General features: G+C 39.1%; 12 protein-coding genes and 1 pseudogene. 5 read left to right on the top strand and 8 right to left on the bottom strand.

Annotated elements, in window-relative coordinates:
- Both BN67_RS12540 and BN67_RS13420 read right to left on the bottom strand, forming a co-directional pair.
- Positions 1-215: phage integrase central domain-containing protein (locus tag BN67_RS12540; protein ID WP_026088132.1), on the bottom strand; the 215-nt coding region annotated here is incomplete at its 3' end.
- 47 nt (positions 216-262) lie between these two features.
- Positions 263-784, bottom strand: a pseudogene (locus BN67_RS13420) (integrase arm-type DNA-binding domain-containing protein); the annotation flags it as partial.
- Between the two features lie 1,382 nt (positions 785-2,166).
- On the opposite strand from BN67_RS13420, the gene BN67_RS02860 reads away from it, so the two are divergent.
- Together BN67_RS02860 and BN67_RS02840 are read left to right on the top strand one after the other, a co-directional pair.
- Positions 2,167-2,607: a hypothetical protein gene (locus BN67_RS02860; protein ID WP_019222638.1), complete on the top strand. Its 441-nt coding sequence runs from the start codon at positions 2,167-2,169 to the stop codon at positions 2,605-2,607.
- Between the two features lie 2,307 nt (positions 2,608-4,914).
- On the top strand, positions 4,915-5,634 hold the full coding sequence (locus tag BN67_RS02840; protein WP_019222634.1) for a DUF4167 domain-containing protein: 720 nt from the start codon (positions 4,915-4,917) through the stop codon (positions 5,632-5,634).
- Between the two features lie 323 nt (positions 5,635-5,957).
- Here BN67_RS02840 and BN67_RS02830 read toward each other — a convergent pair whose 3' ends face one another.
- From BN67_RS02830 to BN67_RS02810, 5 genes are all read right to left on the bottom strand, one after another.
- The gene (locus BN67_RS02830; RefSeq protein ID WP_019222632.1) at positions 5,958-6,398 is read right to left on the bottom strand and encodes a hypothetical protein; all 441 of its coding nucleotides are present in this window, start codon (positions 6,396-6,398) and stop codon (positions 5,958-5,960) included.
- Positions 6,399-6,651: 253 nt separating this feature from the next.
- The gene (locus tag BN67_RS14735; protein WP_019222631.1) at positions 6,652-6,993 is read right to left on the bottom strand and encodes a hypothetical protein; all 342 of its coding nucleotides are present in this window, start codon (positions 6,991-6,993) and stop codon (positions 6,652-6,654) included.
- A 98-nt stretch (positions 6,994-7,091) separates the two neighbouring features.
- Positions 7,092-7,433, bottom strand: a complete 342-nt coding sequence (locus BN67_RS14730; RefSeq protein WP_019222630.1) for a hypothetical protein — start codon at positions 7,431-7,433, stop codon at positions 7,092-7,094.
- Positions 7,434-7,715: 282 nt separating this feature from the next.
- The gene (locus BN67_RS02815) at positions 7,716-8,762 is read right to left on the bottom strand and encodes a PAS domain-containing sensor histidine kinase (RefSeq protein ID WP_019222629.1); all 1,047 of its coding nucleotides are present in this window, start codon (positions 8,760-8,762) and stop codon (positions 7,716-7,718) included.
- 20 nt (positions 8,763-8,782) lie between these two features.
- Positions 8,783-9,577, bottom strand: coding sequence for a response regulator (locus tag BN67_RS02810; protein ID WP_019222628.1), 795 nt, complete (start codon positions 9,575-9,577; stop codon positions 8,783-8,785).
- A gap of 167 nt (positions 9,578-9,744) precedes the next feature.
- On the opposite strand from BN67_RS02810, the gene BN67_RS02805 reads away from it, so the two are divergent.
- The 3 genes from BN67_RS02805 (at position 9,745) to BN67_RS02790 (ending at position 12,159) form a co-directional block, all read left to right on the top strand.
- Positions 9,745-9,948 (top strand): NepR family anti-sigma factor, encoded by a 204-nt coding sequence (locus tag BN67_RS02805; protein WP_019222627.1) that lies wholly within the window; start codon positions 9,745-9,747, stop codon positions 9,946-9,948.
- Between the two features lie 7 nt (positions 9,949-9,955).
- Positions 9,956-10,510 carry an RNA polymerase sigma factor gene (locus BN67_RS02800; RefSeq protein WP_019222626.1) on the top strand — a complete coding sequence of 185 codons (555 nt, stop codon included), beginning with the start codon at positions 9,956-9,958 and terminating at the stop codon, positions 10,508-10,510.
- 224 nt (positions 10,511-10,734) lie between these two features.
- On the top strand, positions 10,735-12,159 hold the full coding sequence (locus BN67_RS02790) for a sensor histidine kinase (RefSeq protein ID WP_019222624.1): 1,425 nt from the start codon (positions 10,735-10,737) through the stop codon (positions 12,157-12,159).
- 2,275 nt (positions 12,160-14,434) lie between these two features.
- On the opposite strand, the gene BN67_RS02760 is transcribed toward BN67_RS02790, so the two are convergent.
- On the bottom strand, positions 14,435-16,423 hold the full coding sequence (locus tag BN67_RS02760) for a M23 family metallopeptidase (RefSeq protein ID WP_019222620.1): 1,989 nt from the start codon (positions 16,421-16,423) through the stop codon (positions 14,435-14,437).
- Positions 16,424-16,768: the final 345 nt, after the last annotated feature.

Raw genomic sequence — 16,768 nt, 5'->3', positions numbered from 1 at the left:
GCTGTTCCTGCTTTTGTATGCCATATGGGGGCAAGCGTGTTGCGTATTTCTGTTTGTGTGATTTCTGAAATGGGTAGACGGCCTAATTTAGGGAGTACATGACGTTGTAAAGATGAAAACCAATCTCCAGACTTATCATCATCCTTTAATTCAGCTTTACAGCTTTCAAAAATACCCACAGCCTTTGAGATAATGAAGAGTGCGCATTGCTTCATGCTTTTGTTTCTCACGCTCTTTAATGGGATCACGACCTTTACGCAAAACAGAATGCCACGCACGTTACATGTTCATCGGCTATTACAGCTTTTGTATGCCATATGGGGGCAAGCGTGTTGCGTATTTCTGTTTGTGTAATTCCTGAAATGGGAAGACAGCCTCATTTGGGGAGTACATGAAATTGTAAAGATGAAAACCAATCTCCAGACTTATCATCATCCTTTAATTCAGCTTTACAGCTTTCAAAACTACCCACAGCAATGTCTTTAAGATAAGGAAGAGTGCGCATTGCCTCACGTTTTTGTTTCTCACGTTCTTTAATGGGGTCACGACCCTCATGTAAATCAGAACGCCACCTACGTTGCATGTTCACGGGCTTGTTTTAAAGAGACATGTCTTAAAGCCCCTAAGCCCATTTCACGGCGTCGTCCGTGAATTGTATAACGGTAAATCCATTGCGCACTACCATCTTTATGCTTATGAAGGGTCAAGCCTGCACCATCATTCACTTTACCAGCCCCCAATGTTGCGACAGCCCTTGGCACTTAAGACGGTTCATAAGAGCCATTTTTAGTCCTTTCTTATACAAATTTTATCCACACACTCGTCCTACTTGTGAGGTGCAAGTGAGTGGTTTTGATTGATTCAACATAAGTAGGTTTGAAATAAGAGAATCTTATGGGTATTCGGGGGTATGATTCAAGGTGAGAAACGATAAAAACCATTATGAATCAATGTGGTGTCGGAAGAGGAAATCCCTTGGCACATGCATTTTTTTCGTGAAAGCATATGCAAAAGAGGTGCAATATCCTCAAAGATTCTGAATATGGTTCTGTTTTATTCCCTCAACAGCTTTAAGTTTTCTCTTCTTTGTCAGTATTTTATATCAGTAAATTTTGAATGATATCCGACGTTTGTTCTGGAATCTGTAACCTTATCATACAAAGTATATAAATCATATAAGCAGATAAAAATTGCAAATAAGGATTTTTAAAAAACAAAATGTTCTTTTTCTGTGTATCGTGAATGTTTTAACATAGGAAAGTATTGAGTGTTTTTGGCTGATAAGATTACTCGTTTGTATGCGTGATTCTATTACTTTTTACTGCAAAAAAGTTTATCTGCGGATATTTAAAGAGTATGATTCTTATGAAAGAAAATTGCGAAAAACAAAAAAATTGGTTTAAGAAATTATATGGTATAATCGCTAATTTTTGCGTATATGCCCTTTCTTTCATGCTATTTTATTATGTTTAAAAAAAATATTTAGTTCGTTTTGAACTTTGTAATTTGAAATGTTGTCTCTTAAAGTTGCAATATTCCTCCCATGAAGTTTTCAACGGCTTTTTCTCAAGTGATCATGGGTAAAGTTAAAGTGTTCGTGGGGAATGGTTTTTTGTTGAGGGGTATTGTTTGTTGGTCCTTATGTTGGTATTGGTTCTTGGTATCAAAAGGCGAACTTCTTTGATTGATTTTGCTTTTCCCAAAAGTCAAAACATGTTTCGTTTCTGATTTTTGTGCTTTGGTTATGCGGGTGAGTGTGTGGAAAATGAAACTTTTCAGCTGTTTTAAAGAGTGAGAGGGATACATAAATAATGGGGCGGTTCACAAAAAAGAGAGTATCACAGAAAGGGAAGTATTTATTCAAGAAGGTCTGTTCCTCCTGAGCGTATAACCCATGATATTCTTTGTAGGTATTTTACAGAAGTCAATTCTTGTGATAGTGTTTCCCATGGCTATTATCATAGAAAATAGATGAATTGTATAAGCAGATAAAAATTGCAAATAAGAACTTTTAAAAACAAAATGTTCTTTATTGTGTGTTATGAACGTTTTAATATAGAAAAATGTGAAAGTTTTTAGCTGCAACATTCATTGTCTGAATAAATGCCTCTGTCGCTTTATTATTGCAAAAAAGTTTATATGGAAATGTTAAAGGAGACGGGCTTTATGGAAGAAAGAATCCGCGCAAGACGAAAAGCTTATTTTAAAAGGTTATATCGTAAAATGGTTTTTGTTGGCGGAGTGTTCTTTTGTATCGTGGCATTTGGTTTTGGGGTTGCAAAAATAATCAGTCATTTTTCTTCTCAGGAACAAGTTACACAGCAAGCTGTCGTTGAATTCACGGTACCAGTCTTTGATTTACGTGTCTATTGTCAGGAAATTTCTGCTTCCGTGATGTCTGATATGAAAAAAGAAGTGTACCAAAGTTGTATTCGTTCGGAGAGTGAAGCTTATTTTGCCATTCGTGATATGTGGGACGAACTTTCCGATCGGGCAAAGAAAAAATGCGTGAAAATGGTACGACCGGGAGACGGAAATTATTTTCTCTTACGCAACTGTTTGCTCAATGAAAAAGACAATAAAAAAAGTACGCGCAATTATTTTTAAGTTTTTGGATAAAAACTTTAAAAGACAAAGCTTCAAAAAGATTTCATCATCATTGGTGTTTTTAAAGCGGAACTTAGAATTTGACGGAGTCTTGAAGAAAATTTTCTTCTTGATCCCTAAATTAAAAGAATACCGTAAAAGACAATGCTGATGCGAAAACAAATGCAGAAATATTTTTTGAGGTTTCATGTTTATCTGTGAAGAAAGAGGAAAGGAAATACACTAAGCATATAACCTTTTAATTTTTATTCAGAAATTATGGTGGCTTTCATATGCTTGTCTTCTTACAGGAGCAATTTTAATCTGAAAAAATTATTCAAGATTAAACATAAAACCGCCGTATTATTATTGACAATCGCAGCCATTCTAGAATGCGTTAGGATATGCGTTAGGTGGCGAGAGGAATGTGTTATTGACTGTATATTGGTAAGATTCGTTTTGGGTCTTTGAGCCATCGCTCCATGGGTTTCCGACAGCTGAAGGAGCTGTCGGAAGTGGGGTTTTTACCTTTTGTAATCTGTGATTTATGCACCTTGGAGGGAATTGCTAAATTCTGTGGTGGTATAAATGTGGGGTTTGGTGGAGATGAGCCCATTTTTCTAAAGCCGCAGTTTCATACAAATATCTTCAAAGTAAGTGCTACTTAAAATGCCGCTGGGCGTGTTTTTTTGTGCGTGGGGAGGTCTCGGTGCTTTACAAAAAGCGCATGAGGGTGTGCGGATTATCCTGAAACATGCTGCATAAGAATCAACTTTTATGGTTGTGTGCTTTTCTGTTTCCCATGAGGTGGTGGAATGTTTCCTGTGATAGGCAGGAAAAAGGGTGTTTTTCACGATAAAGTTTTGTGCATCAAGCTTATGAAGCAGCAAGAAAATACATAATTTTCAATGCGCCAATAATGAAAATATGTTTTGTTCATTGTTGTTGGGAAATTTATGGTTGAAGAGATTATGGCTCTATAGGCGCCAGTGGTTTTTTATTATTTTAATGCTTTTTAAAGTTTTGTATTTTGGGTGGAGAGTGTTTGACTGGGGCACTATGAGAGCTGGACACTCTTAAAGCTTGATAGGCGTTCAAAAAAATCGACAATAATGCTTTCATATAAGCTCAAAATGAATCATTTTGACCGACCAAGAGGTGTGGGAATCCAAATGACTAAGAGGGGCTGGTGTCTTTCAATTCTTCAGTTGATTGTTGTTGCACATGGCAACAATATGCAAAAAAAACTCTTAACAATTGCGGTATTTATGGCTAAAGATGCAAAGTGCTTTCATGTTTTCATATCAGTCCAAAATGAATCTTTTGGCTGACCAAGAGGGGATGTTGAAGAGGACCAAAATGCTTTGCCCTTTTTGCAAATAAGATTTTCTTATCAGGAAGTACGACAAAAAAGAAAGCGCGTGGTGTCCTCCTTATGTATAAGAGAGTGTTTCATTTGGGGGGATTGTTTTATTTTAAGGAGAAATTGCTCTTTTTTAGGAGGATTTTGGGCTTTTTATTGGCGTGATATGCGGGCTTTTTCTTTCTCAAAAGTTTCTATTTTCTCATGTTTTTTATTTTTATACTTGGTTTTTATGTTCATTTTTATACATCATTAAAGCCTATTTGCGCATAAACCATGTGGAACTTAAGCTTAAGAGAATTGAAGAATATCCTGATCTTATCGATAGAAGGTCGCTCTCTCGATAATCATGAGGACTTGAATAATACTTGATATTTATTTATTTATAGTATAAAAGGTTTTGTGAGGCGGTAGTGGGTTATCGCTCACGGGGGGTTGCTTTAGCGCAGAAGATGAGGTAGTGTTCACAAAGTGAATGCATTCGTGCAGTATTCGTGTGGGTGGTCCTACTTCATGCGTTAAGTGTGCGAGGGGATAGGGAATATCGGCGTTTTTAGGATCGGTTAGAGAACGAAAGAGGGATATCTATTTATTCTTTGGTGAAGGTTATTTGTTTGCCAGGGATTTTGTATACATGTTTTCGTTTTTTTGTTTTTCCACAAGATGGTTACTTTTTTAGTAAAATATGGTCTATTTAAAAAAAAACACTTGGCATTTTATGTGAACATCACTAGGTTTTTCTTGGTTAACGGAGAAATAGGGAATTTTAGGTTTAAGTTTTTCCCGCTGTTTTTGTGTTTTTCAAAAAATATAATGCTTTTATCAAATATTAGTAGGTATCATTTTATAAAATAAAACGCGGATAGTCTGATAACCGTATTCTAAACATGACCAGCATTATCGAAAAATAATGTAATGAATGAAGAAGAGTCAATTAAGACAAACACTCCAAAAAAGGGATAAAAATGAGGCCACAACAAAATAGACGGGTACGCGGTCGCAATAATAACAATAATGGAAATAACAATCGTCGCGGCCCTAACCCGTTGTCTCGGAATTATGAAAGTAGCGGTCCGGATGTTAAAATTCGTGGAAATGCTCAGCAAATTGCCGATAAGTACATAAGTCTTGCGCGTGATGCACAAGGTGCAGGTGATCGCGTTATGTCGGAAAATTATTTGCAACATGCTGAACACTACTTGCGTATTATTCTGGCTGCGGCTGGGCAGGCAGCACAATCTCTTCGGCGCGATGAGAATAATGAACAAGAAGGCGATGAAATAAATGCTGAAGGTGCAAAAGCTGAAGGTGAAAGAACAGACACGGTTAATTGTGACACCGATGAATCACCAACCCAGGCGCAAAAAAATGCGAATGGTCAACACAAAAAAGCCCAAAACGGGAGTGTACGTGAAGACGCTTTAGACACTTCTGATATCTCTGATGAGAAAACGGATCAAGAGCAATGCGCTGCCAAAGAAAATGTGGGACCTGTCAAAAAAACACGTCGATCTTCACGGCGTCGTACAGTGCGTATCCAAGATGACGCTTCTCTTGAAAAAACATGGGACGCATCGCAAACTACCGAAAGTAGTGAGGAATCTTTGCCTTTATTGAATAAAGAGATACAGAAAAAAACACGTCGGCGTCGGGTGGTTACATCTTCAGCAGAGGAAAATGTTTAATCCAGAACGTGATAAGGAAGCGTTTGTGGGAGATGTTTTCAGTTTCATTATGGGTAGGGTTTTTAAAACAAATCATCTTTCAGATTTTTATATTCCTCAAGTTTTGCTCTCTTGCGTTTACCTTTGTTTTTTCACGCTTTTGCCTTTTCAAAAGCAACATGAGAAATGGGACTTGCTGGTGAGCATTTTTGCCTCTTTGCTTGTGAGCGCCGTGAAAAGATCGCGTGAAAAGATGTTGAAAAGACCGTGTCAGTGCCCAGATCTTCAACAGACGATGATTTGAAACAAAGAGATTTTTGTGCGCCTGTGGGCGTTATATCTTCTTAATGGGGTGTAGAAGTTTCCTTTGTTGTTTCAACAGAGAGAACCGTGATCAGTGCGCCGGTGTGATAGTTATAAATCATAAATTTTATCTGCCCGTCCTGCGTTAAGGTTTTTAAGACAATATTGTGTTCTGAGAGGCTTTGCGACAAAATCTGTGTGTTTTTGGGTAAGGAAAGTGTGTGATAGAAAACCTCTTGATTGGTGCTGTGAGAAGAAAAGGGGGCGGTTTGTTTTGAAGAGGGTTCCGTTTTTACGACTTTATAGACAACTCCCAAAAGTACAGCCAGAATAAGGACAAGCGTTATTGTGATGGAAATAATCATTAACAGCATGAGTTTTTTTCTCACACGTTCTACTGCAGGATCTAAGGGAAGATCTTGAGAGAGTGGATTTTGCTCTGTATGGTCGTCTTTTGAGGTTTCAATTTTTTTATTATCCATTTGTACTCTTCCACTGCTTGGTTTTTTGAGAATTTGCTTGCATGTTTGTGTTGTCAGCGCGGTTGCTAGATCTTGACCACTCTCTTTTTCGTGTGACAATTGTTGAAATCATCTGTGTATGAAACCAATAAGAGGATAAAAACAAGACTGTTCATCAAAGACTTTTTTAATAAAAAGTTGACTCCGTAAGGCATCCTTTGTCGTCCATACTTGGGTAGGGTTTACGCTTTTCAGTTTTTTTATGCAAGAGGGTCTATAGGGGAGATTCTCGTGGGGATGATGGGGAAGAGCGATTTGCTGCTTGGTGGTTTTCAAATATTTTGCTCTTGATCGTTTGGCTTTTAAGCAGAAAAGTTCCTTGGTTTGTCACTGACCAGATCAGCTTTACTTGTTGTTGGCGCAAGTTTGCGTGTATACTTGTGTATTGCGCAAAGATTTGCTGCCCATACAAAGAAAATTTTTGGGTGGAAGGGATCATGGCTTGTTCACACGCTTGCACTGTGGGATAGATTTTGACCATCTTATTGTTGGAATAGCAGCTGTTGAAATCATCTGTACATGAAACCAACAAAAGGATAAAAACAAGACTGTTCATCAAAGACTTTTTTAATAAAAAGTCGACTCCGTAAGGCATCCTTTGTCGTCCATACTTGGGTAGAGTTTACGCTTTTCAGTTTTTTTATGCAAGAGGGTCTATAGGGGAGACTCTCGTTGGGATGATGGGGAAGAGCGATTTGCTGCTTGGTGGTTTTCAAATATTTTGCTCTTGATCGTTTGGCTTTTAAGCAGAAAAGTTCCTTGGTTTGTCACTGACCAGATCAGCTTTACTTGTTGTTGTTGCAAGTTTGCGTGTACACTTGTGCATTGCGCAAAGATTTGCTGTCCATACAAAGAAAATTTTTGGGTGGAAGGGATCATGGCTTGTTCACACGCTTGCACTGTGGGATAGATTTTAACCATCTTATTGTTGGAATAGCAGCTGTTGAAATCATCTGTACATGAAACCAACAAAAGGATAAAAACAAAGCTGTTCATAAAATATTTCTCAATCAATCAAAGAGGTTGACAGCAGAGAGCTTCATTTGTCAGCCTGGTGGCTCTTCTTCATAAGCAAACGTTTTTAATGATCTGAGGTTCCGATCTGAGATTATCCTGCACGGTGGGATTTTTAAGAAAAATTCCAAGAGGCTGGTTGTATTTCAAGTCTTTGGTGGGATGAAAAAAATATCTTTATGCCAGAAAGCAATCTTATGGAAAAAAAACGCTTTTGCGTGTTTTGATTGCAGTGGTTTTTTGGACTTTATGTGCTTTGGTTTTTTAGTTTGTCGTTCTTGCCTCGTTGTTTTCAAAAAAACTATCAAAGTCAAAATATGTATCAGGAACAGACAAGCGATAGACAAACCCTTCTTCCATCCATTTTAAAGAAGCGGAACCATTCACAGAAATGGGAACAATTTTTTCTAAAACAGCACTGCCAAAACAGGACTTCTGCTTGCTAGAAGGAAGTGTTTGCACGGAAAAGTTTTCCTCCCACGTGATGATAAGTTGTGCTTTTTCGTTTACCGTTGTGTCAATTTCACAGCAGACACATACACTTCCTTTTCCTTGTGAGAGGGCGCCAAAAGAAAGAGAATTAACAATGAGCTCATGAAAAGCTAAACCAATATGCAAAGCGGCATTGGGAAAAAGATAAGGGTCAACACCTTCAAGAGAAAAACGTTCTGTTTCTTTTGTCAAATAACCCAAAGTTTGCGATTGGACCAATTCACGAAATTGCGCCCCACGCCAATCGGAAGCGGTAATCAGATCTTGTGAATGGGAAAGAGAATGAAGACGCCCTTGAAATTTGCGTAAGAAAATTTGTAGGGATTCCGTATAGCGTGCAGTTTGGCTGGCAATGCTTTGAATAATCGCAAGAAGATTTTTCGAACGGTGGCTTACTTCTCGAAGCAGTATTTTCAGCACTTGCTCACGGCGGCGTAAGCCAGAAATATCAACACCGGTGGTGATAATACCGATAATGTCTCCCTTATCATTGCGGTGGCAATCAATAGAAAATTTATACCAAGTGACTTGTTTGGCCATGTCTTCAAAACGTGCCTCAATGGTTTGCATTTTGCCCGTAGCTAAAACCTGCAATTTGATTGTTTCCATATTATCAGCAAGATCAAGCGACAAAAAATCACTGTCACGACATCCCATCCGCCATTTATGATGCAAATGCTTTGGCAAATTTTCAGCCCATAAATAGACCAGATTTGTTGTCTGGTATAAAACACAAATATCAGCGCCTCGGATCGCTTGCATGAGAGCGCTCAAGTGTGACACATCCATGGGGGGCTTTGACATAGGTGTAACAACCATGATGAAGATGTTACTTGGTTCTACGCGGCTTTGGAAGCATTCTCTTGGAAAAATAAAGCCTGGGAAATCAATGCTTTCACCATATCAGGATTAAAAGGTTTTGTGACTAAAAACGTCGGTTCTGGACGCTCGCCTGTGAGCAGCCTTTCAGGAAAAGCAGTGATAAAGATCACAGGGATACAGTCGTTTTTTAAAATGTCATTGACTGCATCAATACCGGAACTGTTATCGGCCAATTGGATATCCGCTAAAATCAACCGTGGTTTTTTCTTATGATACATGACGACAGCTTCATCGTGGGTTCGTGCTGTGCCGACGACCCGATGTCCGAGACTTTCTACCATTTGCTCAATATCCATGGCAATGAGAGGCTCATCCTCAATAATCATCACTTCAGTGGCTATTTGTTGAGAAATATCTGTCGAGGCTTGGCTAAGGAGTTTGCGGAATTCCTTCACCTCAAGATCCATAACTTCACTGGCGTCTTGTTCATTAAATCCTTCAACCGCAATCAATAAAAATGCCTGGCGGGCACGGGGGGTAAGATAGGATAATTTGGCACTGGTTTTTTGTTCAAGACCAAATTGTGGCAGTGGTTCGGGTATATTCGGGGTGGTTTGGTCGAAAAGGTGGCAAAAAAGCCAATAGGTTCCAATGCGGTCATTGGAGGCTTTTGGAAAAATGGAAATATCTGTAATCAGTGCTTCTAGCATTGCCGAGACATAAGCATCACCCGAGGATTGGCTGCCGGTAACAGACCGGGCAAAACGGCGAAGATAGGGAAGATGTGGTGCAATGCGTGTTGATAATGACATGATCTATAACTCCTTTGACCTGTGAAGCATTCTGTTGGTTGAAATCTTTAAGAGATGAAAAAGTTCCCTGATCCGTATGGAACTTTTTACCTACAACTATATTTACAACCATAAGGCGAAAATTCTTCTCGGTGCTACTACTATTATATGGATTAGGGGGACAAAAAATGAACGACCGTGATGAAAAAAATCTCACAAATCATCTTTCGTTTGGAAATGATCTTCTCGGGATCAATAGCGAAATAGGACGTAAATTGCGTCAATTTTACACGGAAATTCAGGAAGAGGCTCTTCCACGCCGTTTTTTGGAGCTCTTGGATAAGCTAGAGCGCGCAGAGCAATATGGCTTAAACAATGTGAAGAAGGTTTGAATCCTTTATGACAAAGAGCGTGAAAAATTTTAAACAGGAACTTCTTTTAGTTCTCCCCGCCCTTAGAGCTTTTGCTCTTTCTTTAAGCAGCAAGCACGATAAAGCCGAGGACTTAGTGCAAGATACCATTATGAAGGCGTGGGCCAAGCAGGATAGTTTCGAAATGGGAACAAACCTCAAGGCTTGGCTTTTTACCATTTTGCGCAATGAATTTTACAGCCAAATGCGCAAAAAAGGCAGAGAAGTGCAAGACAGTGATGGAACATTTACGCAAAATGTGGCTATTCATCCTGCTCAATATGGATCACTTGATTTGCAAGACTTTAAAAAAGCCTTAAATATGCTTTCTGCAGATCAAAGAGAAGCCATTATTCTCATTGGAGCTTCAGGGTTTTCTTATGAAGATGCCGCCGCGATTTGTGGTTGTGCTGTTGGAACCATTAAAAGCCGTGTGAGCAGGGCTCGTCATCGCTTACAGGAGCTTTTGAATGTGGATGGTGAATCTGATTATGGTCCCGATTCTTATTCCGCTGGAAGTACATTGTGTTCATTTAACGGCTAAAAAAGCATAATAATTATGTTTGAAAGTCTTGTTTTTTTTATTCCATTTATAGCTATTAAGGTAAAGTCAGTATCTGAGGAAATTCAGAGTGTTTGGTGTGTAACCTTGGGAAAAATAAGAGAAGTCGTTGTGAAAATATCAGCGGGCTTTCACATTATGTTCCATAAGGCAGCCTTCCTTTGTGCTGAAAAATGACGATTTTCAGGTTCGCCAACGGAAACTCTATGACAACAAAGACGAATTTGCCTCCTCAAATATCCTCTTCTGATGCAACGGTCTCAAGTTGGCGTTGGGTCGCAATTGTTGTTTCTCTTGTGATGGCTCTTTTGGCTGCGACCTTTATTATACTGCTTTCAAATGCAGTGGATCGGGAAGTTGCACAGTTGAATACAAGTTCAGAATTGCGTGAGCAGGCAGATTTGGTGCTCATCGGTTTGATTGATATGGCTGTCGCCGACCGGAGCTATGCAAAAAACCGAAAGCCTGAAGAGAAAGCACGCTTTGAAAATGCAATGCGGGAAATTAATGATCTTCTCGATTATATCGCACTCATTGTTTATGCGCACCCGCAATGGTATGAATGGTTTAAAGCTTTTAAAAAAGAGGTGGACGTTCGAAAAGCTTTTATGAGTGCGCATATCCATGCTCTTGATGTGCGTCCTGATCAATCTTCTCCACCCTCTGTTTCTTCTGAAATGCAGAAAATTCAAGTGGCGCGTTTAGCCCAATTGATGACAAGCTTTATTAACGGCGATGATGTGGTGCGGCAAAAACAGCGCGAGGGGATCGCACTTATGCGGGCTGCTTTAACCTTGGCGGCGATCATTTCTGTTGTGAGTACTTTTTTTTCTGCCTATTTTGTCATTCATCGTTTTCGCCGTGATGTCCGTTCTTTAAAAATGTATCAATTGCTGCTTCATAGTGAGAATATAGCCCTGGAAGCACGTGTGAAGGAACGCACACAAGAATTGGAAAGAGCACGCAATCATGCTGAAAAAGAACGTCAACGCGTTGAAATATTGTTGCAGGATGCCAGCCATCGTATTGGAAACTCTCTTGGTACGGTGTCTTCTTTGCTTGGGTTACAATTAAATCGTAGCAAAAATGAAGAGGTACGTTCTGTTCTTGGGGCCGCACGCGACCGTATCCAGACAATTTCCACAGCGCACCGTCGTTTGCGTTTGGGCGATGATATGGAGACAACTCTCTTGGCAGAATTTCTCAGTTCGGTGGTGCATGATGTCGAATTGTCAGTACCTTTTGAATTACGAGAAAATATCACCATTCATACAAATTTTAAAGAATGTCGTTTGTCTTCAAGAGATGCTACAACGCTTGGTATTATTCTGGGCGAATTGTTGACGAATTCTTTAAAACATGCCTTTCCAGATAAAAGAGATGGCCATATTTATATTTCATTTGGTCCGCAAAAAGATGGGCAATTCATGCTCATTGTGGAAGATAATGGTGTGGGTATGAAGCAGCAAACTCAAGAACAAAAAGCGGGGCTTGGCCGTTTGGTTGTCGAGCAGCTTTGTATGCAATTTGGTGAAAAACCACTTTTTGAAACGTCTGATTTTGGAGGGATAAAAATTGTGATTCCTTTGCCAAAACTTCACACAAATGGTCCAAAAGAGACATTGACTTAATTCCCAAAAAAGAAAAGCGCTTTTTGATTTTTTGGCAAGGTGTTTTATAAAAAGCTGGCACTTCTCTTCATGCTATTGCAGGTTTCGTCAGCGTTTTATGGCGTTGTTTTTCTAAGGGGCGCGTGCTTTTTCTGCTGCTTGTCAAACAGCACCCAATCCCAATGCAGCCACATGTTTGAAACAAATGTTCAGACGAATCAGTGTGTTTTTTGCTATTGCTATTTTGCCAATGTGTTGATTCATAATGATGATTTGTCGTTACGCATTTTAAAGCATCCCCCTGATATTATTGTAAGGTTTTTTTCTTTCAAACCTCTTTATTTTGTGTTGAATCCATTTTATTTACTTTGGCTTGTATGCCGTAAGTGAGATTGGCATGTGAGTAAAACCAGAAAAGATCCGCAACACGTTCTTTGTGAAACGTGAAAGGCGCGTTTTGCCTTTAAAAAGTGATAGACAAGCCACTTAAGTACACAGCAAGGGAAGATGCAAAAAATGCTTATTCATGCGGTAATTCCGCGGAAGGTTTTCTGATTGATTCTGGAGGGTTTATCGCTCAATTGGTTGGAGTGCATGCTTGATAAGCGTGAGGTCGGAAGTTCAAGTCTGCCCAGTCCCCCCATGATTCATCCCTCAAAAAAGCACTTATAACATTCGATTTATAATATTTGATTTGTAATATTCAACGGAGTGCAATTTGAAAAGACATGTTTGTCGTTTTTGATAAGATATGGCAAAGGAAGAAAATGCCTTTCATGAAGTGCCTTCATGCAAAGGATGTCGCAAAACGGACGCAAGCATATTGCGTATATCTGTTTACGTCGTTTCTGAAATGAGAAGACAGCTTAATCTTGGGGAGTACATGACGTTATAAAAATGAAAACCAATCTCCAGATTTACCATCTCCTTTGAATTCAGCTTTACGATTTTCAAAAATCTTTAAAGCAATATTTTTAAGATAAAGCCTCTAAAGCTAATGTCTTTAAGATCATGAAAATTGCGCATTGCCTCACATTTTTGTTTTTCACGTTCTTTAATAAGATTACGACCTTCCCGCAAAAAAGAATGTCACCTACGTTACCTGTTCGTGGGTTTGCTTTAAAGAGACATTTCTTAGAGCTCTTAAGCTCATTTCGCGGCGGTATTTTGTAAATTGTATACCGATAAATCCTGTATACTGATAAACCCATTGCGCACCACTATCTTTACGCTGATAAAGATAAAAAGCCGTTAGAGGGATAAGCCGGCACCCTCATTCTTCTTCCCCGTTCATGGTCTCTTTACGCACCCATGAGATTGCAACATCTTTTGCATGAAGGCACTTCATGAAAGGCATTTTCTTCCTTTGCCATATCTTATCAAAAACGACAAACATGTCTTTTCAAATTGCACTCCGTTGAATATTACAAATCAAATATTATAAATCGAATGTTATAAGTGCTTTTTTGAGGGATGAATCATGGGGGGACTGGGCAGACTTGAACTTCCGACCTCACGCTTATCAAGCATGCACTCCAACCAATTGAGCGATAAACCCTCCAGAATCAATCAGAAAACCTTCCGCGGAATTACCGCATGAATAAGCATTTTTTGCATCTTCCCTTGCTGTGTACTTAAGTGGCTTGTCTATCACTTTTTAAAGGCAAAATGCGCCTTTCACGTTTCACAAAGAACGTGTTGCGGATCTTTTCTGGTTTTACTCACATGCCAATCTCACTTACGGCATACAAGCCAAAGTAAATAAAATGGATTCAACACAAAATAAAGAGGTTTGAAAGAAGAGAACCTTACAATAATATCAGGGGGATGCTTTAAAATGCGTAACGACAAATCACCATTATGAATCAACATATTGGCATTCCTTTAAGAGAAAAGGCGTTGAAATGTTGCGTCTTGGGCGGGCCTAATCTTTTTTTCGTTTAGACGAATCCTATGGAAAGGTTCTACGGCGTGCCATTTCCATGGGGCGTACTGTTAAAACAATACAATTAAATAAATTGATCTCTTTATAAGATGAATATTATCTGCTTTTAATGTTTTTTCTCAATTGGTGGCAGTATTTCTTCATACGCGTTTAGAAGAAAGTTTTCAGCAAATGTGTCGCTGTGATGTTTTCAGTTTCAAAATCGCTTAGAATCAGAAAGAGACTTCACTCCTGCGGTTTGCTCATAGCCGGAGGGTGGAAAAGCAAATCCTTCCTAAGACCAAGCTTTTTTTGATTCATTTTTTTCAAGAAGGGAAAATTTTTTAAAGGCTCAAAGGCTTTCTGTCTGCTTTAAGAATTATCTTCTTGTGGTATTGGGCTATTGAGCAAAGAATCAATATTGTTTTTTTCCTGGAGAAAGGCTTGCAGATCTTGGTTGGTTAAAGCTTTACTATCAGGAATACGAATACGCATGGGGTCCACTTTTACACCATTGACAATGATTTCAAAGTGACAATGGGGTCCTGTTGCCATTCCAGTTGACCCGACATAGCCAATGATTTGTCCTTGCTGTACTTTAACACCTGGTTTGATGTTTGGGGCATAACGGCTTTGGTGGGAATAGCTGCTGATATAGCCATTGCTGTGTTCAATTTCTGTATGGTTTCCATAACCGCTTAATACGCCCACTTTTATGACAACGCCATCTCCCACAGCAATAATGGGTGATCCTTTGGGTGCAACCCAATCAACACCCGTATGCATGCGAACATAGCCTAAAATAGGATGTTTTCGTGGACCAAAGGGGGAGCCAAAAATGCCATTTGGAGTGGGTTTGCGGAGCAAGAAAGGTTTTGAACTTTTTCCTTCTGAATCATAATAATCAACCGTCCCGTCTTTTGATTGGTAACGGTAATATTTATAAGTGGTATTGCCGAAGGTGGCGCTTACATAATGAATTTCAGGGTCTGTATTTGCAGGGACTTCTTTTGTTTTCTGATTCTTTTTGCCATTTTGGGATGTTTTGTCGTTTTGTTGTGGCACGGCATAAAATATTTCCAGTTGATCCGTTGGTGTTATCTGGCTTTTCATATCAATATTTGTTGCCAGTAGACGAATGAGACGCTGAGAGAGAGACTTTGATAGATGATGGCTGAGCAGGGTATTAAAAATTGCATCATAAGCTGTTGGTAATTGTGCTCTGCTGACATAAGAATGTGAAACACCATTTTGAAAAGTGGCTCTCAGTGCGCGGGACATTTTAGGTTCTGCACTTTCCACGAACTGTCCTTTATCATTTAAAGCAATGGTGAGAACATGGTACGCCCCTTGGTAAATGCTGGCGCGCACGAGATGATCTTCTTCTCCAGCTTGTGTGATAATGCCAATGCGCAAGAGATTTCCTTCTTTCAACGTATCTGAATTGTTAAACTTTGTTAAAGTGTTTACAACCTGTTCAACTTGTTCTTTGGTATAGTTTGTGTTTTTAAAAACATCGGCTATTTTTTGTTTTTTCCGAATGGGAATAATATCTTCAGCATAGTTTTTTGTGAGATCGATTCGGTGACTTTGAGGAGAAACGGTCACATTTTCTTGAACAATGCGAACTTCAGGTGTTTCTGTTAATGGGGAGCTGGAGGATATATCTTCTAGTTTTAAAGGGTCAATCAGTGTGAGAAGTGAAAGGAGTTCATTGGTTTTTTCTAAAGCAAAGCCCGCTTTTTTTACTTCTTTTTGTGCTTCTTCTTCTGTTAAAGTATCCTCGCCATCAAAGTTGACTTGATCAATGATAAAATCATTACTGCGTAGGGTTATTTTGGTTTCTACCTTTGCTCCGTAAATATATCCTGAATCTTCTAGTTTGACTGTTGGCGTTTTCGAATCATCTGCAAAAATACTTAAGGCATCGAATTTTGGATAGGTATATTTGTGGGGACGTTCTTCCGCTAAAGCCATTCGCAGCCATTGGAAGTTTTTTGTTTGAATAATCTTTTCATTTCCCTTTTTTTGCAGAATTGATAATTCAAATTGGCGTTTGCTATCAAAGCTTTGTCTTGCATGGGTCGGGGAAATACGGTCGCTTTTATATCCGTTGGCATCAGAGTTTTGTGTTTCTGAAAGGTTTTCTTGTATAAACCATTGTGGGGGGGTTACCAACCTTTGTTGTTCATCAAGAGCTGCAAAAAGTGCAATCCCCATAAGAATGCACGAAGTGATTCCTGTGAGAATCGTTCCTGTGAGCCAACGAATAGAAATCTGTCGGCGTGCTGGGCGCAAGCGTTTGACCACAAGAGCGGGATCTTGTCCTGGGTCGTTTTTCTGTTGTTCGTTATCCCACATGGACTTTTAGAGCGCTTTTCGAATATTCAATAAAAGGATAATATAGCTTCGTATTTTTCTCTCTAGCATAGCATAGCGCACTCCCACAAGGATTTGATTCTTCTTATCAATAATGCAATTTCTTTAATTTATATTTTCACCGCAATAATTTTTCCTCATAAGGTTTTTTTCTTCAATTAAGGGGATTTGCACTTAAATAAAGAAGTGCAATAATAGCACTGGGCAGGATATACACATTGTACAACAGGTGGTGTTGATCATCGCATGAGGCATTTACGGGCTTTAGGGTTGAGTTTGCCCTTTTTTTTGCCGTATTTTTTTAAGAATATAGGTTGTTTTTAAGTA

The organism is Bartonella rattaustraliani AUST/NH4 (assembly GCF_000312565.1).
In the GTDB taxonomy this organism is placed as follows: domain Bacteria; phylum Pseudomonadota; class Alphaproteobacteria; order Rhizobiales; family Rhizobiaceae; genus Bartonella; species Bartonella rattaustraliani.
Note: the sequence above shows the minus strand (reverse complement) of the source record. Positions and strands in the feature narration are given on the sequence as shown.